The organism is Sphingopyxis sp. 113P3 (assembly GCF_001278035.1).
GTDB lineage: Bacteria > Pseudomonadota > Alphaproteobacteria > Sphingomonadales > Sphingomonadaceae > Sphingopyxis.
Map to the genome: position 1 here is coordinate 1,156,184 of NZ_CP009452.1, position 20,458 is coordinate 1,176,641.

Here is a 20,458-nt window from a genome sequence, read left to right on the forward strand (position 1 = left end):
GGCAAGTTGACGAAGGGATCTACGGGGAGAGCAATTGCTCGAGGCCCTGGGCAATCCCGAGGCCGCCGAGCAGGATCAGGATCGTCATCGCAAGAAGTCCGAGATAAATCCCGATACGCGCCGCGACGCCATGGTCGTGCCTCCCTAGATCCCTGAACAGGGAACCCGGCCTTGACCCGATGTCCGGAAGCGCGGTGCCATCCTGAAGCTCGGCAAGGTTGGGCGGGTCCCCGTCCGAAAAGCGGGATCGCACCCATTGCGGCTGGAGGGGAAGCGCCGCTGCATCGTATACGATTTGATCGTATATTCCTTTGAGCTGGCCATAGAGAACCGCGGTCTCGGCGCGGTTGCGCGTCCCCAGTGCGTCACGGGCAGATTTCAGTCTCTGATCGACGGTATCCTTCGAAATGTCGAGAATCCGTGCGATCTCCTTTGAGGTCTTATGCTCGAGGAGGAGGTCGAGACAGTCGCGCTGCTTCGCGGTAAGCCTGGTCCAGAGTTTGGCGGTGTCGTCAATCGGGTCGGTCGGGGATGTCATTTCGTCCCTTCGCGTTGCGGGGTTAGGCCGGTCGCTGCCTGGTCCTGATCGGTTAATCTTAGACTTGGGTTTCCGATTGGCATCCTTACCTTTCTCCCATCCTTCGGTCGAGAAGCCGCTTGGGCCTTGGTCCATCGAAGTCCCATGCAGCGTCGAAGCTGTGAACGCCCCTGAGCCCAAGCCCGACCGGGACCGCTTTTCGTCCCTTCACGGCACCAGCGAATCGGGATGCTGAGTCGCGCGATTCGCGATTGCGTTTCCCGTTCGTTTCCCGTTCGCTGCCTACGCTAAACTTTCTTTTTTTAGCCGATTCTACGACGCGCGCTTTTTCCTGTTGAAGCGCGAGCTTTTCTGCGTCTCTTGATTCGCCCCGTTGAGCCGGCGCTTCCGCCCGGCGCAAGCGAACGGGGTGATCCATGGCCAGTGAGGCGAGCAGATCGGAAGCGCAAAGTCGCAGCGCGCGCATGCTCAGGACCGCGCTCGGGGCGGCGATCACCCAGTGGCTCGCCGACCCCGCGGTGATCGAGATCATGCTCAACCCCGACGGGCGGCTCTGGGTCGACCGGGCAGGGGAAGGGATCAGCGATAGCGGCTGTCGGATGGGTGCCGCGGACGGCGAGCGCATCGTCCGCCTCGTTGCTCATCATGTGGGCGAGGAAGTTCACAGCGATCGGCCCCGCGTGTCCGCGGAGCTGCCCGAAGGCGGGGAGCGGTTCGAAGGTTTGCTCCCTCCGGTTGTGGCGGCACCGGTCTTCGCGATCCGCAAGCCCGCTGTCGCGGTCTTTTGCCTTGATGACTATGTCGGCGCGGGGATCCTCTCGGAGGGCGACGCCGAACTTCTCCGGTGCGCGGTCGCTGCGCGCGCAAATATCCTCGTCGCCGGCGGAACCGGGACCGGCAAGACAACGCTCGCAAACGCGCTGCTCGCCGAAATGGCGAAGAGTGCCGATCGCATCGTGCTGATCGAGGATATGCGCGAGCTCCAATGCGCGGCGCCCAATCTGGTCGCCATGCGCACGAAGGACGGCGTTGCCTCGCTCAGAGATCTTGTGCGCTCGTCGCTGCGCCTGCGCCCCGACCGCATCCCGATCGGCGAGGTGCGCGGCGCCGAGGCGCTCGATCTCTTGAAGGCCTGGGGCACCGGACATCCAGGCGGGGTCGGCACGATCCACGCGGGAAGCGCGCTCGGTGCGCTGCGCCGGATGGAGCAACTCATCCAGGAGGCGGTGGTGGCCGTTCCGCGCGCGCTGCTTGCCGACACCATCGATCTTGTCGCCGTGCTCGTCCGCGTCGGCTGTTCACGCCGCCTCTCCGAGCTCGCGCGCGTCGACGGGTTCGACCCTTTGACGGGTGAATACCGCCTTACCCCACTCTCCACCCCTTGCGAAGGAATTCTCCAATGACAAAGTCGGTGACGCGCCGCCGGGTCGGGCGCTGGGCGTGCGGCCCGCTTTATCGCACATCCATCCTCGCTGCTTGGCTCTTCTACGCGGCACCTGCCTATGCCGGCGGTTCGTCGATGCCCTGGGAAGCGCCGCTCCAGTCGATTCTCGAAAGCATCGAGGGGCCTGTCGCAAAAATCATCGCGGTGATCATCATCATCGTCACCGGGCTCAGTCTCGCTTTTGGCGACACCTCGGGCGGCTTCAGGCGCCTGATCCAGATCGTCTTCGGCCTCTCCATCGCCTTTGCCGCCTCGAGCTTCTTCCTCACCTTCTTTTCCTTTGGCGGCGGGGCGCTCGTTTGATGGACCGCAACGAGAATGTCCCGGGCTTTTTCGCCCCGGTGCGCCGCTCGCTCGCCGAGCCCATCCTGCTCGGCGGTGCGCCGCGCAGCCTCGCGATCGTCAACGCCACGCTCGCCGGCGCGATCGGACTGGGTCTTCGGCTCTGGGTCGCCGGGATCGCGCTCTGGGCGATCGGCCACGCGCTCGCCGTGTGGGCAGCCCGGCGCGATCCCGCCTTCGTCGACGTCGCGCGGCGTCACCTCAAATATCCTGGATGGATGCGCCCATGATGAATTTCTCCGAATATCGATCGAAATCCGCCTGCCTTGCAGACTTTCTCCCTTGGGCCTGCCTGGTGGCGGAGGGCGTGGTGCTGAACAAGGACGGGTCGTTCCAGCGATCCGCGCGCTTTCGCGGCCCGGACCTTGACAGCGCCACGCCTGCTGAAATGGTCGCGGTCACCGCGCGCCTCAATAGCGCGCTGCGGCGCCTCGGATCGGGCTGGGCGGTTTTCGTGGAAGCCCGGCGGCTCGCCGCGCAAAGCTATCCGATCTCGGACTTTCCCGATCCCGTCTCGCGCCTCGTCGATATCGAGCGTCGCGAGCAGTTTCGCGAGGAAGGCGCGCATTTCGAGAGTAGCTACTATCTGACCCTCGTCTGGCTGCCGCCCGCCGAGGAGCGTGCGCGCGCCGAAGCCTGGCTTTTTGAAGGCGGCGTGAAGAAGGGGGTCGACCCCTGGCAATGGCTCGTCGGCTTCATCGATCGCACCGAGCGGCTCCTGCATCTCGTCGAAGGGTTCATGCCCGAGGCGCGCTGGCTCGATGACGGGGAAACGCTGAGCTATCTCCACAGTACGGTCTCAACGAAGGTGCAGCGCGTTCGCGTCCCCGAGACGCCCGCCTATCTTGATGCGCTTCTCGCAGACGAGCCGCTCGTCGGCGGGCTCGAACCGCGTCTTGGCGAGCATCATTTGCGTACGCTGACGATCACGGGCTTTCCGAGCGAAACCTTTCCCGGCCTGCTCGACGAGCTCAACCGGCTCGCCTTTGCCTATCGCTGGTCAAGCCGCGCGATCATGCTCGACAAGACCGACGCGGCGCGGGTGCTCACTAAAATCCGCCGGCAGTGGTTCGCAAAACGCAAGTCCGTTGCCGCGATCCTCAAGGAGGTCATGACCAACGAGGCGTCGGTTCTCGTCGACAGCGATGCGGCAAACAAGGCGGCCGATGCGGACCTCGCGCTGCAGGAACTCGGCGCCGACAGCGCCGGCATCGCCTATGTCTCGGTGAGCGTGACGGTATGGGACCGGGATTCGGCACGGGCGGCGGAGAAGCTGCGCCTTGCCGAGAAGACCATCCAGGCCCGCGATTTCACCTGCACGATTGAAGGCGTGAATGCGCTCGAGGCCTGGCTCGGGAGCCTGCCGGGACATGTTTATGCCAATGTCCGCCAGCCTCCCCTCTCGACCTTGAACCTTGCTCATCTGATCCCGCTTTCAGCGGTTTGGGCGGGTGCCGACCGCGACGAGCATCTTGGGGATGCACCCTTGCTATACGGCAAGACCGAAGGCTCGACGCCGTTCCGCTTCTCGCTGCACGTCGGCGACGTTGGCCATTGCCTCATCGTTGGTCCAACCGGATCGGGAAAATCGGTGCTGCTTGGCATCATGGCGCTGCAGTTCCGCCGGTACCGCGCGAGCCAGATCTTTGTCTTCGATTTCGGAGGCTCGATCCGCGCGGCCGCCCTGGCGATGGGCGGTGACTGGCAGGATCTCGGCGGCTCGCTCTTCAACGCCGAAGGCAGCGTTGCGCTGCAACCGCTTGCGCGCATCGACGAGGCGGCCGAGCGCGCCTGGGCAGCCGAATGGCTCGCCGCGCTACTCGCGGGCGAGGGGGTTTCCATCGACCTTGCGGCAAAGGAGCATCTCTGGTCGGCGCTTTGCTCGCTCGCCACCGCGCCGAGGCCCGAGCGGACGCTGACGGGGCTTGCAGTGCTCCTTCAGTCGCAAATGCTCAAGCAGGCGCTCGCGCCCTATCTCGTCGGCGGTCCCTGGGGGCGACTGCTCGATGCCGAGGAAGAACGGCTCGGCGACGCGCGGGTCGAGGCGCTCGAGACCGAGGGGCTTGTCGGCACATCCTCCGCAGCCGCCGTGCTTTCCTATCTTTTTCACCGGATCGAGGGGCGTCTCGACGGCTCCCCGACGCTCATCATCATCGACGAGGGCTGGCTCGTCCTCGATAGCCCGGCCTTCACCTCGCAGCTTCGCGCATGGCTGAAGACCCTGCGAAAGAAAAATGCGAGCGTGGTCTTTGCCACGCAGAGTCTCGCCGATATCGAAGGCTCGCATATTGCGCCGGCGATTGTCGAAAGCTGCCCGACGCGGATTTTCCTGCCAAATGATCGCGCGGCCGAACCGCAGATCGCACGCATCTATGAGCGCTTTGGTCTCAGCGACCGCCAGATCGAGATATTGAGCCGGGCGACACCGAAGCGCGACTATTACTGCCAGTCGCGCCGCGGCAACCGTCTTTTCGAATTGGGTCTCGGCGATATCGCGCTCGCCTTTGCCGCCGCTTCGTCCAAGGCCGATCAACTTCAGATCACCGAGCTGATCGAGGCCCACGGCCGCGCGCACTTTGCCGCGGCCTGGCTTCGCCACCGCCGCCTCGACTGGGCAGCCGAGCTCTTCTCTTCCGCTGGAACCGAAACGCCAATCGAAGGAGAAAGTCCGTGAAAAGAAAGATTTCAGGTGCCTTGTTCGCGTCATTTGTCGCAGGATCGGCGATCGCTCTCTTCCCGCACCCGGCATCGGCGCAGATCGGCGGCATCGTTCACGATCCCCGCAACTATGCGCAGAATATCCTGACTGCCGCCCGCACGCTCGAGCAGGTCAACAACCAGATCCGCATGCTGCAGAACCAGACGGTCTCGCTCCTTAACGAGGCGAAGAATCTCGCTTCGCTCCCGACCTCGACCTTGGCGGAGCTTGAGGGGCAGGTCGACCGGACGCGCGGGCTCCTCGGCGAGGCCGAGCGGATCGCTTATGACGTGAAGAATATCGAGACAGCTTTCGAGGGCCGGTACAAGAACTCGGCATTTGCCGCGCCGAACGCCGCGCTGGTCGCCAACGCCGAGGCGCGCTGGAAGGATAGCGTCGCCGCGTTCGAGGACGCGATGAAAGTGCAGGCGGGGATCGTCGGCAATCTCGGGGGAACCCGCGCGTCCCTTTCCGCGCTGGTCACCGCCAGCCAGTCGGCGAGCGGCGCGCTGCAGGCCGCGCAGGCTGGAAACCAGCTCCTCGCGCTTCAGTCCCAGCAGCTTGGCGATCTTGCCGCGGCGATTGCCGCTCAGGGCCGGGCGCAGGCGCTCGAGGCCGCGCGCAGTGCTGCTATCGAGGCCGAAGCCCGCGAACGATTTCGGCGCTTCCGCGGCAGGAATTGACATGCAGCGGCTGGAAGGGATCGGCGTGACCGTGCCCTGCAGTCGCGCCGGGCGCGTCGCCCCGGTCATCCGCGCTTGCGCATTCTTCAACACAACGCGGGCTTTGCCTGCAGGCGCAAGCCGTCCTCCGATGCCGCGGCGGGGAGGGGGTCTTCGCCTCCTGGACAGCGAGGATGAGGCACGATGAACGACACCGGCGTCATCGATCAGTTCTTGAGCGTCTTTTCGACCTATATCGACAGCGGCTTCGGTCTCGTCGGGGGCGAGGTCGGCTTCCTCTCCTCGACGCTCATCGCGATCGACGTCACGCTCGCGGCGCTCTTCTGGGCGTGGGGTGCCGACGAGGACATCTTGCAGCGCCTCATCAAGAAGACACTCTATATCGGTGTTTTTGCCTATATTATCGGGAATTTCTCTGCGCTGTCGTCGATCCTGCTCGACAGCTTTGCAGGACTTGGGCTGAAGGCGAGCGGCGGGGCACTTGCTCTTGGCGACTTCATGCGGCCCGGCATGATCGCAGCGACCGGTCTCGATGCCGGAGCGCCACTCCTCGATGCGACCGAGAATCTGATGGGGCCGGTCGGCTTCTTTTCCAATTTTGCCCAGATCGCCATCCTGCTCGTCGCATGGGTGATCGTCGTGCTCGCCTTCTTCATTCTCGCGGTGCAGATCTTCGTCACGATCCTCGAGTTCAAGCTGGTGACGCTTGCCGGGTTCGTGCTGCTGCCCTTCGCCTTTTTTTCTCGCACGGCCTTCATGGCCGAACGCGTGCTGGGGCACGTCGTCTCCTCGGGCATCAAGCTCCTCGTGCTTGCGGTCATCACCGGCATCGGAACCACGCTTTTTCATCACTTCCTCGAGGCAGGGATCGGCGCTGAACCCGATATCGAGCAGGCGATGGCGATCGCGCTCGCGGCGCTCACTTTGCTCGGCCTTGGCATTTTCGGTCCGGGAATCGCAAACGGCATCGTTGCAGGCGGTCCGCAGCTTGGTGCCGGCGCGGCGGCGGGAACGGCGGTGGCTGCGGGCGCTACGCTTGCCGCCGGCGCGGCCGGAGCGACACTGGTCGGGGGAGCGGCGGCGACCGCCCTCGGCCGCACGGCGCTTGGCGGCGCGCGCATGGCGGGCAGCGCCCGTGCGGCCTATGCACGCGGCGCCGCCGGGCGTGAAGGCGCAGCCGCGGTGAGCGGCGGCGCTGCCGGTGTGGCAGCTGCCGCTGCGCGCGGGACCGTAGCGCCGGTCCGCAAGGGCGCCGATCGGGTCCGGGCCAGCTATCAGGACGGACGCACAGGACGCGAAAGGGGCAGCTCCGCTTCGCCGGGCACGTCGCCGGAAGAGCAGCCCGCCTGGGCGAAGGCGCTCCGCCGCCGTCAGGCCGTGATGCAAGGCACGGCTGCCCTTGCTCACAGCATCCGGTCGGGCGACGCCCATGGCGCCGGCGCCGCCCCCGATACCAGCGAAAAGGAGTGACGCATGTTTCGACGACCTTCGGTCCGCTATGGACGCTCGCCCTTTCCCGTCACGCCCTACCAGCGCGCGGCGCAGGTCTGGGATGACAGGATCGGTTCCGCCCGCGTCCAGGCGAAGAACTGGCGTCTCGCCTTTTTCGGCTGTCTTGCCCTTGCGGGCGGCCTCGGCGCCGCACTCGTGTGGCAGTCGGCGCGCGGTACGATCACGCCCTGGGTTGTCGAGGTCGACAAGTTCGGCGAGGCGAGGGCGGTCGCGCCGGCCGAGGACGATTGGAACCCCTCCGATCCCCAGATCGCCTTTCACCTTGCGCGCTTCATCGAGCATGTGCGCTCGATCCCGGCCGATCCGGTGGTTCTGCGCAACGACTGGCTCGCTGCCTATGACTTTGCGCGTGATGGGGGCGCGCGGGCGCTCAATGATTATGCGCGGGATAGCGATCCCTTCGCCGAGATCGGGAAGGCCCAGGTCGCCGTCGATGTCTCGAGTGTCATTCGCGCATCGCGCGACAGCTTCCGCATCGCCTGGACAGAGCGGCGATATCAGGACGGCAGCCTCATCGAGCGTTCGCGCTGGTCCGCCATCCTCACCGTCCGCATCGAGCCGCCGCGCACGCCCGACGCGCTCCGCAAGAACCCGCTCGGGCTCTTCGTCACCGCTCTTTCATGGTCAAGGGAGCTCAGCCAATGACGACGCCTATTATCCTGATTGCCGCTGCAACGATGCTGCTCGCGCCCGTAGCTTCTGCCGAACCTGGCGACCCGCGCGCGCGCGTCGGCAAGGCCAATGCCGAGGCGAGGGTCGAGCCCGACGCGCACGCCTATCGCAACGCGATCCAACAATATGCCTGGTCCGAGGGCGCGCTCTACCAGGTTTATGCAGCCCCGGGTCAGGTGACCGATATTGTCCTTGAAGCCGGGGAAGCGCTCGTGGGTCCAGGACCGGTTGCCGCCGGCGACACGGTGCGGTGGATCATCGGCGATACGGTGAGCGGCGCGGGTGCCTCGCGCCGCGTCCATCTCTTGGTAAAACCCACGCGATCCGACATTTCCACCAATCTCGTCATCAACACCGACCGCCGGACCTATCATCTCGAATTGCGCGCGGCGCCAGCGACTTACATGGCGTCGGTGTCATGGACCTATCCGGCGGACGAGCTGATCGCGCTCCACGCCGCGGCGTCCGAGAAAGAAAGGCAAGAACCGGTCGCGGCGGGCATTGACCCCGCCCGTCTCGATTTTCGCTACCGGATTTCGGGCGACAAAGTGCCCTGGAGACCGCTGCGCGTCTTCGATGATGGCCGGCAGACATTCGTGGAATTTGCAGGCGGGATTGCGTCCCACGAAATGCCGCCGATCTTCCTCCTCAATGAAGGCGGCGAGGCCGAGCTCGTGAACTACCGCGTCAGCGGCCGCTATCTTGTCGTCGACCGGCTGTTCGATCGCGCGGTGCTTCGCCTCGGCGTGGGGAAAGCCGCCCGCGAGGTTCGCATTCGCCGCGAAAAGCCGCGTCGAGGTGGGCAGTGATCCCGCCTGAGGCACGGGCTTCTGCCGCGAGCGAGGTTGGAGCCCCTCCGCCTGGCCCGCCCCCGAACCGGGACAGCCTCCGGCTCAGCGCGGACCTTCCGAAAACGATGCGGCTCTCGCGAAAGGCGCTCGCGGTGCTCGGCGGGGCGACGGGACTCCTGATCGGCGGCGCGCTGATCTATGCCCTCGAGCCTGCGACCCCAACGCGCCGCGAAAATGTCTATCACGCCCAGACGCCGGGGCGGCCGGGGCCGCTCGCGGGAAGCCCCGCCGACTATGGCGCTTTGGGGGGCCTTGGTCCGCCGCGGCCCGCCGATCTTGGAAGTGCAGCGCTGCCCCTGGACGCCGATGGCAGGGCGGGATCCGAAGAGCAGGCTGCCCATCCAGCCCCGCCGCGCGAAACAGCGGCAGAAGACGAAGCGCGCGTGCGCGCCAGGAAGGAGCGCGAGGCGGCGCGCGCGAGCCGGCTGTTCCTTGAGGGGCGGTCAGCGTCCGCCGAGCTTGGCGTTTCGGAGCCGCGCCCAATGGACGAGGAGGAAGCCTCACGCCGCGATAGCAATGAGAGCGGATCGCGCGGCGCCTTCCTGGCGGAGCGGGCGGTCACGGCCGAGAGCCGTCATCGGCTCCATGATCCGAGCTCAGCCAGGGTTCTCCAGGCAGGAAGTATCATTCCCGCAGCCCTGATTACCGCGGTCCACTCAGACCTTCCCGGCCAGGTGACCGCGCAGGTGACGGAGAATGTCTACGACAGTCCGACCGGCGCGCTGCTTCTGATCCCGCAAGGCGCGCGGCTCATCGGCGAATATGCAAGCGAAGTGGCGGCGGGGCAAAGCCGCGTCTTGCTGGCGTGGGACCGATTGATCCTTCCCGGCGGGCGGTCACTCGAACTCGGGCGGCTTCCTGGGAGCGATGCAAGCGGCAAGGCAGGGATTGGCGACCGGACAGATTATCACTGGGGAGCGATGACGGGCGCCGCGCTCGTGTCGTCGCTGCTCGGGATCGGGGCCGAGCTTGGAAGCGATAGCGATGACCGGCTGCTGCGGGCGCTGCGCGAGGCCGGCCAGGATACGGTCCATCAAACGGGGCGGCGGCTTGTGGAAAGGCAGATATCCCGGCCCCCGACGGTGACCGTGCGTCCGGGGGCGGCGCTGCGTGTGCTCGTCACGCGCGATCTCATCTTTGAAACCGGTGCGGGGTCGTGAGAGCGCCCGGCGCTTGGCGCCGCGCCGGCCATGATGGCGCGGCCGGGGGAGAAGGAAGAAGCAGAGACGCGGCGCAGGGAGATCCGAACCGTTTGTCTAACGCCTTGCACGTCTCGTCAGGCGCGCGTTTTTGCGCGGTCCTTCGTCACCCCATTCAGGAAGTGATGATTTTTCATGCTGTTATGGGGGCGCGTCACTAACCCCGGTCCGCAGCAATCCCCCTTCCTTTCGCAAAAATTCTGGGCAAGGCCCTGCCGGGCAGAGCGCCAGGGCAATCGCTTCAGGTTAACGATTGGGGGTGGCGATTGAAGAGCTGAGCTGATTCAGGGGTGCTCCACCCAGGAGGGGGCATTTGATGGCCGGCACTGTATCGCTACTGGATCATTTTTCGGCGCTGAAGGATCCGCGCCAGCAATGGCGGGTGATCTATCCACTTCGAGAGATCCTGTTTCTGGTTCTGTCCGCGACGCTGAGCGGAATGGAAGATTTTGTCGAGATCAGGCTGTGGGGACAGCAGCGTCTGGACTTCCTGCGCCGCTTTCTGCCCTTTGAGCGCGGGATACCGGCGCACGACACTTTGAACGACGTGATCAATGCGATCGACGAGGAGCTGTTCAAATCCTGCTTTGCAAGCTGGGTAGAGACGCTTCGCGAGCAGGAGCCGGACATTATCGCGATCGACGGCAAGACCTCGCGCCGGTCGCATGACCGCGGCCGCGGCCGTGATCCGCTGCACATGGTATCAGCCTGGGCGACGCGCCAGCGTCTGGTTCTGGGACAGGAGGCGATCGAGCATAAATCGAACGAGATCGTCGCCATTCCGCGCCTGCTCGAGCGACTGGAACTCAAGGGCGCGCTGGTGACGATCGACGCCATGGGCACCCAGAGCGAGATCGCCGAGAAGATCGTGGCGAAGGGGGGTGATTATTTGCTGGCGCTCAAAGCCAACCGGCCTGCTACCTATAGGGATGTGGTCCGCTTCTTCGCCGAGCCGCCTGCCGATCAGCTCTCCGAGCCCTTCGAAACGGTCGAAAAGGATCACGGCCGCCTCGAGAGCAGGCGTCATGTCGTATGCCACGAGGTGGATTGGCTGTTCTCCGACCGGCGCTATCCCGACGAACCACGATTCCCGCATCTCGCCATGATCGCGATGGTCGAAACCCAAGTCGAACGACAGGGGCGCCTCGAGCAGGAGCGACGTTATTATCTCTCCTCTGCTAAGCTCGATGCCAAAAGCTTCGCCGCTGCCGTACGCGCCCATTGGGGCATCGAAAACCGGCTTCACTGGGTCCTCGATGTCGTCTTCCATGACGACCTCGCCCGCCTCAGAACCGGTTCCGGCCCCCAAAATATGGCCGTCGTCAAACACATGGCCATGAACCTCGTGCGCGCTCAGGACGATAAGCACAGCCTCAAGATCCGGCGAAAACTCGCCAACCTCAATCCCGACTACCTCCAGAAACTCCTCACCCAAGCCCCCGCGTTAACCTGAAGCGATTCCCCTGGGCAGAGCGCCGACATAGCTTGTCATACTCATGGCGAGCGCCCATGCTCAGGCCCCTTAAGGGCAATAGGAGCGTAAATGGCGGATCTTAACGGCAGTATCTCCGCGGAGCCGAGCAGCGGGCGCCCCGCCGGGCCCATGAGCGGGCGCGCGCCCTTTGGCGCGCGCGACGCCGGATCGCTACCGCCCCCGGGGAGGCAGGCCGCCGTCAATGCCGCCTTGGACGGTGTTCCGGACCCGCGGGACTGGCTGGCCGCGATTATCGAGGGGTCGAACGACGCGATCATCAGCAAGGACCTCCATGGCATCATCCAAAGCTGGAACGAGGGAGCGACGCGCCTTTTCGGCTACGCGCCCGAGGAGGTCATCGGAAAATCGGTGACGATCCTGATCCCGCCGGCCCGACTGGATGAAGAACCCCGCATTCTTGCAGAGATTCAGCAGGGCCGCCGTATCCTGCCGTTCGAGACGCAACGATTGCGCAAGAATGGTGAGCTGGTCGACATCTCGCTCACCATTTCGCCGATCCACGACGCGCATGGGACCATCGTCGGCGCCTCGAAAATTGCCCGCGACATCACCGAGCGGCGGATCGCCCAGGAGCAGCAGAAGCTTCTCATGGGCGAAATGCACCACCGCGTGAAGAATCTCTTTGCGCTCGCCAATGCGATTGTCGCGATCAGTTCGCGATCCGGCGGAACGCTCGACGATATAATCGGCATGATCCAGGACCGCCTGCAGGCGCTGGCGCGCGCGCATGAGCTCACGATGGAGGGGGTCGACGAGGCGAACCCGTCGCCTCCGCAGACAGAACTTCTGGCATTGATCCACGCGATCCTCGCACCCTATGTGGCGGAAAGCCGGATCGTCGTTGACGGAGATGAATGTCTTGTGGGCGGACAGGCGGTCACGAACATTGCCCTTCTGCTCCACGAACTTGCGACAAACGCGGCCAAATATGGGTCGCTTTCCGTGCCTGAAGGCCAGCTCCTCGTTCGCGTCGAGGGGAGCGGCCGCGATATCCGCCTTCGCTGGGAGGAAAGGGGCGGCCCGCCACCCGCGCAAGGAGAAGTCGAGCGGGCAGGCGGGGGTTTTGGAACGCGTCTCGAAAAAGGCATTGCCACGACGCTCAAGGCATCGATCGACCGCGACTGGAAGCCCGGCGGACTGTTCGTCTCGATACTCGTTCCGCGCGAAGCGCTGGGGGCCTGAATCTGCGGGGGGAGCCGTGGCCAACCGGGCGGGGCGCTTGAGGGAGAGGCCCCCGCGAGACGGCGCGTCGATTCAGCAAGTTAGCACTACTTTGGCAGAAATGTGATTTTTGGGATTCCCAAAAGGAGATTTCCCTGATTCATGGGGAGCCAGCTTTTATGGAGGCTGGCGATGTCAGAGGATTGGCGCAATGATCTTGAGGTTTGGCTGACGCCATTTTTGTCGGCGTTGCGGCACAAGGCGCGGAAGCGTGTGTGCCCGGCCTATATCGCGGGATTGATCGGCCCCGGTGACCGCAAGAGCGTGCAGCCGATGGCGGCTCGTGATGGTGAGTTTGGCTACGACCAACTGCATCATTTCGTCGCGGACGGGGTGTGGGATAGTGCGCCGCTCGAGGCTGTTCTTCTGAAGGAAGCCGATCGTCTGGTTGGAGACGAAGCGGGATATCTGGTCATTGACGATACTGCCTTGCCGAAGAAGGGCCGTCATTCGGTCGGCGTGGCTGCGCAATACGCCTCCTCCCTTGGCAAGACCTCGAACTGCCAATCCCTCGTTTCGGTGACGCTAGCGTCCGGGGAGGTTCCGGTGATGGTGGGCCTGCGGCTCTTTTTGCCTGAAAGCTGGACGGACGACGCCCCCCGCATGGAGCGCGCCCGTGTCCCCCAGGAGCGACAAGTCGCTCGCACAAAGCCGGAGATCGCTATCGAGGAGATCGATCGGGTCATTGCCTCGGGCACTCGGTTCGGCTGCGTTCTAGCCGACGCCGGCTACGGGGCGAGCGGCCCCTTCCGCCAGGCTCTGAGCGAGCGTGGTTTGCGGTGGGCGGTGGGCATGTCACGGCGTCAGAATGTCTATCCGGCAGACACCGGGCTGATCTTTCCCGAGGCAGCAACAGGCAGGCGCCGCAAATATCACGTCCCCGACCGCACCGCCGTTTCTGCCGAAAAGATGCTGGGAGAAGAAAAATGGAAGAAAATCAGCTGGCGACGCGGGACCAAAGGCAAGCTGACCTGTAAATTTGCGGCATGCCGCGTCCGGGTGGCCGATGGCCACAGGCACCGCATGAGTGACGGGCGGGTCCAGGCCATGCCCAGCGAGGAGGAAGTCTGGCTGGTGGGGGAACGGCGCGAAAGCGGAGAGCAAAAATACTATCTCTCGAACTTGCCAGCCGACACGCCGATCAAGGCGCTCGCCGGTGCCATCAAGGCGCGGTGGATCTGCGAGCAGGCGCATCAGCAGCTGAAGGAGGAACTCGGTCTCGACCACTTTGAGGGCCGATCATGGACCGGACTACACCGACACGCGCTGATGACGATGATCGCCTATGCCTTTCTTCAGTCCCGCCGTCTAAGCGCAGCGGGGCGGAAAAAAAAGAAACTCGGGACCGCCGCCGCAACCGACCATGCCTGCCGTCAGGCAGGCGATAATCAACCTCTTCGCAAGACCGCCACCGACGATCTGCCCTCACTGCAATAAACTGGTTACAGCGACCGATCCGAATAATCTGCCAAAGTAGTGTTAGGACCAGAATCCCAATATAATTTGGGGTTGGCCCCCTTGTCCTGCCTTCATAACGGGCAGGATGACCAGTAAGGGAGGGCTAATTGTGACGAAAACGGCGACGATTTCGACGGCACTGAGCCTGGGGCTCGCCCTCGCGGCCACCCCCGCGGCAGCGCAGGACTGGCGCTATTGCCTCACTATTCTCAAGGATGGTCGCGGTGTTGAAAGCGCGCTGCTCGTCGGCCCGGTGCTCGAAGTGGCCGCGGTCCCCGATATGAAGCAGGCCTGGACCCAATTCACCAGAGCGACCGCCGAGGCGGCGATGCGGCAGCATGGCCAGAGCGGAAGCGTGACCGTCAACTGTTCCATCGGTGAATCGCTGGCCGCCACCCAGAGTCACCGCCGGCGGATGCTGAGCATCGCGCAGCAGCGCGGTCTTCCCTACCGGGAAATAGCCTGGAATCCCACGCCTTCTTCCGTCAGAAACGAGCCTCGCACGCTTGGCGACGAGGGCGCGCAAGCGAATGATCAACGCGAGGCAAAGCCCTCATCCGGTCCTGGTGGCGCTATCCCTTCGAACGCCGAAGCAAAGCAGCTTGAGCCGCCGAGGTGGATCGGAGCGCCCGACACTCCGCCCCCCACGGGCTATAGCGACTGGCAGACCTATGCCCGCGGCTGGGTATATCAGGGCCACAGCGTCCCGGTTCGTGTCGATTATGCATACCGAATCTTTGATAATGAGATCCGCGTCGTTTGGCGGTGCACCAACGAAAGCAGCCTCGATCTTGCCTGTTCGGTCGGCGGCGGCAAGCCCAAGGAATATGGCTGCAAACGAACGGGCGTCGACGTTGGTACGACCAGGAGTCTCGGCGAGCGCGCCAGCGTTCGTGCTGGGAGTGCGTATGCCTTCCCGAGCGACTTTGCCTGCCGGGGATTGAATGCCAATGGCGTGAGCCCGCACGCTGACATTCGTTGGGAGGGCTGAGAGGCCCCCTGCCAACCAATATCGGCAGCAGCAGTCAGCGTCGGTCCGGGCGAACCGAGACCGAACCGGCTGTTCTTGTGTCCTTTTCTCACCGTGCGAGCCGGATTTTGGGGGCGGGTCACCAGACCCAGACGAAAATATACTTAGTACTTGAAGTATTTTTTCAGGCTGGTAATCAGGCGGTGGGACGGATGGAAAACCGTCGGCACGCACTGAGAATCAAAAGATATCCCGCGCCGACGACAAAGAGGCTTCGCCAAAGACACCCCGTTCCAAAAACAAGGGTCGGATGCGCAATGCCCGCATTTCCGCCGCGCTGACGCGTGCGGGAAGAGCTGGCGCGCGCGGATCAGTTTTGGAGGACAGAAATGAAAACGGGACTTTACTTGATTTCGACCGCGATTGCCGCGCTTGCGGCCGCGCCGGTCCAGGCGCAGTCCGACACGGCCCCGCCGGTCGACGACAGCGCCGCGGCCAGTGAGGAAAATTATAGCGGCGATATCGTCGTCACGGCGCAGCGCCGATCGGAAAGCGTCCAGGACGTGCCGATCGCGATTTCCGCCTTCAACGCCGAGATGGTCGAGGCGAGCGGCAGCACCAACATCACCAGCCTCAACGGCCTTGCGCCCAACGTCGTCCTGCAAACGCAAGGTCTGGTTGCGAATGTCCCGATGATCTCGATCCGCGGCATGAGCACTGCCGACCCCGATCCCAACGCCGACCCCAAGGTCAGCACGATCATCGACGGCGTCTATATCCCCTTCGTGTCGAGCACGATGCTCGACCTGTTCGACGTCGAGCGCATCGAAGTGCTGAAGGGACCGCAGGGCGTCCTGTTCGGCAAGAACAATCTTGCCGGCACGATCAACGTCATTACCGCGCGGCCGACCGATGACTTCGGCGGCGAGGTCCGGCTTACGGCGGGTTCATATGGGCTCAAGCAGTTCCGCGGCAAGATCAACACCGGGCGCTTCGCGGGCGACGCGCTCGCCGCCAAGATCGCGGTCAATTTCCGCGACTATGACGGCTACAGCCGCAATGTCGTGACGGGCAATCGCCTCAATGGTGCCAACGTCAAGTCGGTGCGCGGCGCACTCAATTTCGATCAGGGCGGCGCTTTCAATTCGACGCTGGTGGTTGACTGGCTGAAGCAGAAGACGACCGGCCCCGCGCCGCACGTTCTCGACAATGGGGACCCCAATTGGGATCTCTTGCCCGACATCGTGAAGACCGACGTGCGCAAGGCGGCGGTGCCCTTCGATCCTTATGCCAACACCGAAAGCTACGGCGGGTCGTGGACGTCGAACCTCGACGTCGGATATGGATCGATCACCGCGGTGCTCGGCTATCGCCATCTTGACTATGTGACCCGCGGCGACTTCGATGGTCTGATCACGCCCGCGCCGCAGCTCGATGTGTTGCGTGATTTTTCGGGCAATTCGAAGAGCGCGGAACTGCGTTATGTCTCGCCCGCCGACGAGCCGGTCGATTTTGTCGTGGGCGCCTATTACCAGGCCGACAAGTGGCACCAGTACAACATGGTGCTCGCCAACCCCACCACGACCACCCTCGCGCAGCTTTACCAGGATACCGAAAGCTACGCCCTGTTCGCGCTTGTCAACGCGCATCCGACCGAGCGGCTGACGCTGTCGATCGGCGGCCGCTACAGTCACGACCGCAAGAAATATGACATCGCCTCGCAGGCGCTGGTGAACGGCAACCAGATCTCCTCCTTCGACAGCAGCCTCAAGGCGAGCTGGGCCGAATTCACGCCGCGCCTCACGGTCGAGTATAAGCTTGCCCCCGCAGCGATGGTCTACGCCAATTATTCGCAAGGCTATAAGGCCGGCGGCTATAATTCGCGCGGAACCATCCCTGAAAATGTGGGCCCCTATAACCCCGAGCGCGTCAATGCCTTCGAGGTTGGCGCCAAGACCGATCTTTTCGACCGTTTGCTGCGCTTCAACGTCGCAGGCTTCCTCAACAAGTATCGCGATCTTCAAAGCGCGGTAACGAAGATGGGGTCGGTCCGGGCGGAGAATATCACCACGAACGTGGCGGCGGCCGAAATCTATGGTTTCGAGGTTGAGACGCTGCTGCGGCCTTCGCACAACTTCACCTTGGGCGCGAACATCGCCTATCTGCACGCGCGCTACACCGATTTCTGCGCGGACACCGACGGCGTGTTCACCAACGGCGCGCCCGAGCCCGGGCAGTGCGGCCCCGCGGTGCCGGTGCTCCTCAACGGCGTTCCCAATGGCACCTTCGCCGTCCCGACCGACTCGACCGGTCTGGAACTTGCCAATGCGCCCAAATGGAGCGGCAGCCTGTCGGCCGACTATGTGATCCCGATGGGGTTCGGCGAGATCAAGCTGCACAGCGATGCGCGCTACTCGGCCCGCTTCAACACCTGGGGGCGCGACAACAATCCGGGCTACTACCGCAAGGAAGTCGTGCTGGTGAACGCGAGCATCGGAATCGCCGGCGAGGACGACAGGTGGAAGGTCACGCTCTATGGCTCGAACCTCACCAACCAGAAGGTGATTTCGGGTGCGATCTCGGCGGGCGCGACGCCGATCCAGCAATTCTACCAGCCGCCGCGCGAATTCGGCGTCGACGTGGCGTTCAAATTCTAATCTGGAGCTGAGCTGGTACGCCCGCGGCGCAGCCAGGCGGCGCCGCGGGCGGAGCACATGGGGACAAAAGGAGATTGACGATGAGTTGGGACGTGAATCGGCGGACGTTTGTCGGCGGTATGGGAGCGCTGGCGGCGGCCGGCCTTGCGATGCCGGCCTTTGCGAAGAACGGCAAGAAACTCAACGTCCTGATGATCGTCACCGACCAGGAGCAGAGCATCGCGAGCTATCCCAAGGGATTGCTTGAAAAGCTCCCGGCACACCGCGAACTGCTCGAACGCGGGCTGCTCGTTGAAAATTACAACGTCCACACCACGCCCTGTACGCCCTCGCGCTCGACAATCTTCCAGGGACATCACACCCAGCAGACGGGGCTGTTCCTCAACAGCGACAATGCCCCCCATCCCGTTGCAGCCGAGGACATGCCGACGCTCGGCCACATGATGCAGGCGGCAGGCTATTACACCTCCTACAAGGGCAAGTGGCACCTCAGCCGCATCAACCATGAGCGCAACTGGACGCGCATTCCGGGCGGGATCTACCCGACCACCGAGCGCGCCATGGAGAAATACGGCTTCCACGACTATGGCTTCGACGGCGAAGAGGTGGGGCTGACATGGGACGGGTACAAGTCCGACATGTTCGTCGCGGGCGACGCCGCGCGCGCGATCTTCGACTATGCGCGAAGTGACAAGGCCGGCGGCAAGCCCTGGTTTCAGGTCGTCGGGCTCGTCAACCCGCACGACATCATGTTCTACGACGCGACGGGCAAGCAGGCGGAAAGCCGGCCCGACCCGAATATCCTGGGGCCGCTTCGCCGCGAGCCCGGCGACCCTCTCTACGAAGTCGACAATAAATTCGATCTCCCGGAAAGCTTCTACAAGGACGATCTTAGCACCAAGCCCGAGGCGCACCGGGCGATCGTCCGCCTCAACGACCTCTTCTATGGCGTCATGCGCCACGACGACGAGGAGAGCTGGCACCGCTTCATCAACTATTATTATAATTGCCTGCGCGACGTCGACCGGCGCCTCGGCCAATTGCTCTGGGCGCTCAAGGAGAGCGGCCAGATCGACAACACGATCATCATCTACACGAGCGACCATGGCGAGCGCGCGGGCGCGCACGGGATGCGCCAGAAGGGCGCGACCATGTACCGCGAAGAGGTGAATATCCCGATGATCATCGCGCATCCCGATGTCGCGGGCGGACGCACGACCAAGGGCCTCATGGGTGCGATCGACATCGCCCCCACCTTGATGGGCCTTGCCGGGGTTTCGGGGGGCGAACAGGCCGAGCGCTTCCCCGGCCTTCCCGGCGTCGACGTGTCGAGCCTGCTCACTTCGCCGGCATCACCGACCGAGCGCGATCGGCGGGGGCATCTCTTCAACTATGCGGTCGCCCATTATTGGGAGCCGACCGAGAACCGGACCGCAACGCTCCCCTCGGGCGAGCCCGATTACAGCAAGCGCTTCGACCTTTCGAAGCGGCGCCTGCACCGCGGCGTCCATGACGGGCGTTACAAGTTCGCGCGCTATTTTGCGCCGGCTGAGCATCATACACCGAAGGACTGGAAGACGCTCACGGCGCTTAACGACCTTGAGCTTTACGATACGCACGCTGACCCCGGCGAAATGGTCAACCTGGCAAACGACCCCAAGCACAAGGCGACGGTGCTCCGCCTCAACAAGATGGTGAATGCGCTCGTGGCGCGCGAAGTCGGGCCTGACGACGGCAGCGAATATCCAGGGCCGACCGAAATGTACAACCAGCGCGGGTGAGGGGAAGCCGGGGCGCTGCTCTTGCAACTGAAGATGTTCTGATTATGTTCCAGGGATGGCGATCCCTCCGGCAGCCCCTGACCGGGCCGATTTCATAAGCGGGCTCAGCCCGGGCCATCTTGCGGCGATCGTAGATCGCTGCGGGAGGCAGCGGTCATGACCGTCGGGAATGACGCCTCCTCATTCGGGGCGGGCGGGGCGCTCGAGGCTGATCTTTTCGGGTCCGTGAGCCTTCCCGGCCTTGCCTATGCTGAAAATATCATCAGCGAAGCCGAAGAGCGCGCCCTCATTGCCCGGATTTGCGATGCCCGCCTCACGCCATTTCGCTTTCAGCAGTGGGAGGGGAAAAGACTGACCCGCTCTTTCGGCTGGACGTATGATTTCGAGACCAATAGATTTGCACCGGGCGATCCGATCCCTCGCTGGATCGAGCCCATTCGGGCCCGCGCTGCGCGCTTTGCAGGCCTTGAGGTCGACGCGCTCGCACAGCTTCTGCTCATCGAATATGGCGTCGGAGCGGGCATTGGCTGGCACCGGGATCGCCCTGTCTTCGATCATGTGGTTGGAATTTCGCTCGGCGCGCGCGCCGTGATGCGTTTCCGTCGGCGCAAGGGCACAAGGTTTGAGCGCGCGAAGGCCGCGCTGGCTCCGCGCTCGGCCTATCATCTTTCCGGGGAGGTCCGAAACGCGTGGGAGCATAGCATCGCCGCGATGGACGAGCCGCGCTGGTCGATCACGTTCCGTAGCCTCAGCTGACCTGGCCTGGGCGCCGCTCCAAGCGCGCAGGGGCGCGCGCCTGGATGGTCAGATCCCGAGCCGTTCCCAGAACTCCGAAGCGTCCAGCGCTTTCTTTTCAGTCTTCTTTTGCAAGGGTTCACCCGCTTGCCAGCTCGGATGGGGGAGCGGGGGCACAGCGTGACGGATCGCGCGCGAAGGC

The 20,458-nt window shown here is 64.0% G+C and carries 17 protein-coding genes; 16 read left to right on the forward strand and 1 reads right to left on the reverse strand.

What is annotated here, in order from left to right:
- Positions 1 to 19 precede the first annotated feature (19 nt).
- Positions 20 to 538, reverse strand: a complete 519-nt coding sequence (locus LH20_RS05535; protein WP_053553362.1) for a helix-turn-helix domain-containing protein — start codon at positions 536 to 538, stop codon at positions 20 to 22.
- Positions 539 to 954: 416 nt separating this feature from the next.
- Between LH20_RS05535 and trbB the strand changes: the two genes are divergently transcribed.
- The 16 genes from trbB (at position 955) to LH20_RS05620 (ending at position 20,277) form a co-directional block, all read left to right on the forward strand.
- The gene (gene trbB, locus LH20_RS05540) at positions 955 to 1,941 is read left to right on the forward strand and encodes a P-type conjugative transfer ATPase TrbB (protein WP_053553363.1); all 987 of its coding nucleotides are present in this window, start codon (positions 955 to 957) and stop codon (positions 1,939 to 1,941) included.
- Complete coding sequence (locus tag LH20_RS05545) at positions 1,938 to 2,285, forward strand: TrbC/VirB2 family protein (protein ID WP_235527127.1); 348 nt, start codon at positions 1,938 to 1,940, stop codon at positions 2,283 to 2,285. Before trbB ends, LH20_RS05545 begins: the two co-directional genes overlap by 4 nt.
- A complete protein-coding gene (locus LH20_RS05550; protein ID WP_053553364.1) occupies positions 2,285 to 2,554 on the forward strand; it encodes a VirB3 family type IV secretion system protein in 270 nt (89 codons plus the stop codon). Before LH20_RS05545 ends, LH20_RS05550 begins: the two co-directional genes overlap by 1 nt.
- The gene (trbE, locus tag LH20_RS05555) at positions 2,551 to 4,998 is read left to right on the forward strand and encodes a conjugal transfer protein TrbE (RefSeq protein ID WP_053553365.1); all 2,448 of its coding nucleotides are present in this window, start codon (positions 2,551 to 2,553) and stop codon (positions 4,996 to 4,998) included. Before LH20_RS05550 ends, trbE begins: the two co-directional genes overlap by 4 nt.
- A gap of 8 nt (positions 4,999 to 5,006) precedes the next feature.
- The gene (trbJ, locus tag LH20_RS05560; protein ID WP_083455560.1) at positions 5,007 to 5,705 is read left to right on the forward strand and encodes a P-type conjugative transfer protein TrbJ; all 699 of its coding nucleotides are present in this window, start codon (positions 5,007 to 5,009) and stop codon (positions 5,703 to 5,705) included.
- Positions 5,706 to 5,888: 183 nt separating this feature from the next.
- Positions 5,889 to 7,175, forward strand: a complete 1,287-nt coding sequence (trbL, locus tag LH20_RS05570) for a P-type conjugative transfer protein TrbL (protein WP_053553368.1) — start codon at positions 5,889 to 5,891, stop codon at positions 7,173 to 7,175.
- Positions 7,176 to 7,178: 3 nt separating this feature from the next.
- Positions 7,179 to 7,862 (forward strand): conjugal transfer protein TrbF, encoded by a 684-nt coding sequence (gene trbF / locus LH20_RS05575; protein WP_053553369.1) that lies wholly within the window; start codon positions 7,179 to 7,181, stop codon positions 7,860 to 7,862.
- Positions 7,859 to 8,698: a P-type conjugative transfer protein TrbG gene (trbG, locus tag LH20_RS05580; RefSeq protein WP_235527128.1), complete on the forward strand. Its 840-nt coding sequence runs from the start codon at positions 7,859 to 7,861 to the stop codon at positions 8,696 to 8,698. The genes trbF and trbG overlap by 4 nt, the downstream gene beginning before the upstream one ends.
- 107 nt (positions 8,699 to 8,805) lie before the next feature.
- Positions 8,806 to 9,900, forward strand: coding sequence for a TrbI/VirB10 family protein (locus LH20_RS05585; protein WP_083455317.1), 1,095 nt, complete (start codon positions 8,806 to 8,808; stop codon positions 9,898 to 9,900).
- Positions 9,901 to 10,255: 355 nt separating this feature from the next.
- Positions 10,256 to 11,392 carry an ISAs1 family transposase gene (locus tag LH20_RS05590; RefSeq protein WP_053553370.1) on the forward strand — a complete coding sequence of 379 codons (1,137 nt, stop codon included), beginning with the start codon at positions 10,256 to 10,258 and terminating at the stop codon, positions 11,390 to 11,392.
- A 90-nt stretch (positions 11,393 to 11,482) separates the two neighbouring features.
- A complete protein-coding gene (locus tag LH20_RS05595; protein ID WP_235527129.1) occupies positions 11,483 to 12,616 on the forward strand; it encodes a PAS domain S-box protein in 1,134 nt (377 codons plus the stop codon).
- Between the two features lie 171 nt (positions 12,617 to 12,787).
- Complete coding sequence (locus LH20_RS05600) at positions 12,788 to 14,092, forward strand: IS701 family transposase (protein WP_053552719.1); 1,305 nt, start codon at positions 12,788 to 12,790, stop codon at positions 14,090 to 14,092.
- A 130-nt stretch (positions 14,093 to 14,222) separates the two neighbouring features.
- Positions 14,223 to 15,104 carry a hypothetical protein gene (locus LH20_RS05605; protein WP_053553371.1) on the forward strand — a complete coding sequence of 294 codons (882 nt, stop codon included), beginning with the start codon at positions 14,223 to 14,225 and terminating at the stop codon, positions 15,102 to 15,104.
- A 368-nt stretch (positions 15,105 to 15,472) separates the two neighbouring features.
- Positions 15,473 to 17,740: a TonB-dependent receptor gene (locus tag LH20_RS05610; protein WP_053553372.1), complete on the forward strand. Its 2,268-nt coding sequence runs from the start codon at positions 15,473 to 15,475 to the stop codon at positions 17,738 to 17,740.
- Between the two features lie 80 nt (positions 17,741 to 17,820).
- Positions 17,821 to 19,521, forward strand: coding sequence for a sulfatase-like hydrolase/transferase (locus LH20_RS05615; RefSeq protein WP_053553373.1), 1,701 nt, complete (start codon positions 17,821 to 17,823; stop codon positions 19,519 to 19,521).
- Between the two features lie 156 nt (positions 19,522 to 19,677).
- Complete coding sequence (locus LH20_RS05620) at positions 19,678 to 20,277, forward strand: alpha-ketoglutarate-dependent dioxygenase AlkB (RefSeq protein WP_053553374.1); 600 nt, start codon at positions 19,678 to 19,680, stop codon at positions 20,275 to 20,277.
- Positions 20,278 to 20,458: the final 181 nt, after the last annotated feature.

Coding starts and splice junctions, on each gene's coding strand:
- LH20_RS05535 (WP_053553362.1), bottom strand. CDS start 538: ATGACATCCCCGACCGACCCGATTGACGACACCGCCAAACTCTGGACC.
- trbB (WP_053553363.1), top strand. CDS start 955: ATGGCCAGTGAGGCGAGCAGATCGGAAGCGCAAAGTCGCAGCGCGCGC.
- LH20_RS05545 (WP_235527127.1), top strand. CDS start 1,938: ATGACAAAGTCGGTGACGCGCCGCCGGGTCGGGCGCTGGGCGTGCGGC.
- LH20_RS05550 (WP_053553364.1), top strand. CDS start 2,285: ATGGACCGCAACGAGAATGTCCCGGGCTTTTTCGCCCCGGTGCGCCGC.
- trbE (WP_053553365.1), top strand. CDS start 2,551: ATGATGAATTTCTCCGAATATCGATCGAAATCCGCCTGCCTTGCAGAC.
- trbL (WP_053553368.1), top strand. CDS start 5,889: ATGAACGACACCGGCGTCATCGATCAGTTCTTGAGCGTCTTTTCGACC.
- trbF (WP_053553369.1), top strand. CDS start 7,179: ATGTTTCGACGACCTTCGGTCCGCTATGGACGCTCGCCCTTTCCCGTC.
- trbG (WP_235527128.1), top strand. CDS start 7,859: ATGACGACGCCTATTATCCTGATTGCCGCTGCAACGATGCTGCTCGCG.
- LH20_RS05585 (WP_083455317.1), top strand. CDS start 8,806: ATGCGGCTCTCGCGAAAGGCGCTCGCGGTGCTCGGCGGGGCGACGGGA.
- LH20_RS05590 (WP_053553370.1), top strand. CDS start 10,256: ATGGCCGGCACTGTATCGCTACTGGATCATTTTTCGGCGCTGAAGGAT.
- LH20_RS05595 (WP_235527129.1), top strand. CDS start 11,483: ATGGCGGATCTTAACGGCAGTATCTCCGCGGAGCCGAGCAGCGGGCGC.
- LH20_RS05600 (WP_053552719.1), top strand. CDS start 12,788: ATGTCAGAGGATTGGCGCAATGATCTTGAGGTTTGGCTGACGCCATTT.
- LH20_RS05610 (WP_053553372.1), top strand. CDS start 15,473: ATGAAAACGGGACTTTACTTGATTTCGACCGCGATTGCCGCGCTTGCG.
- LH20_RS05615 (WP_053553373.1), top strand. CDS start 17,821: ATGAGTTGGGACGTGAATCGGCGGACGTTTGTCGGCGGTATGGGAGCG.
- LH20_RS05620 (WP_053553374.1), top strand. CDS start 19,678: ATGACCGTCGGGAATGACGCCTCCTCATTCGGGGCGGGCGGGGCGCTC.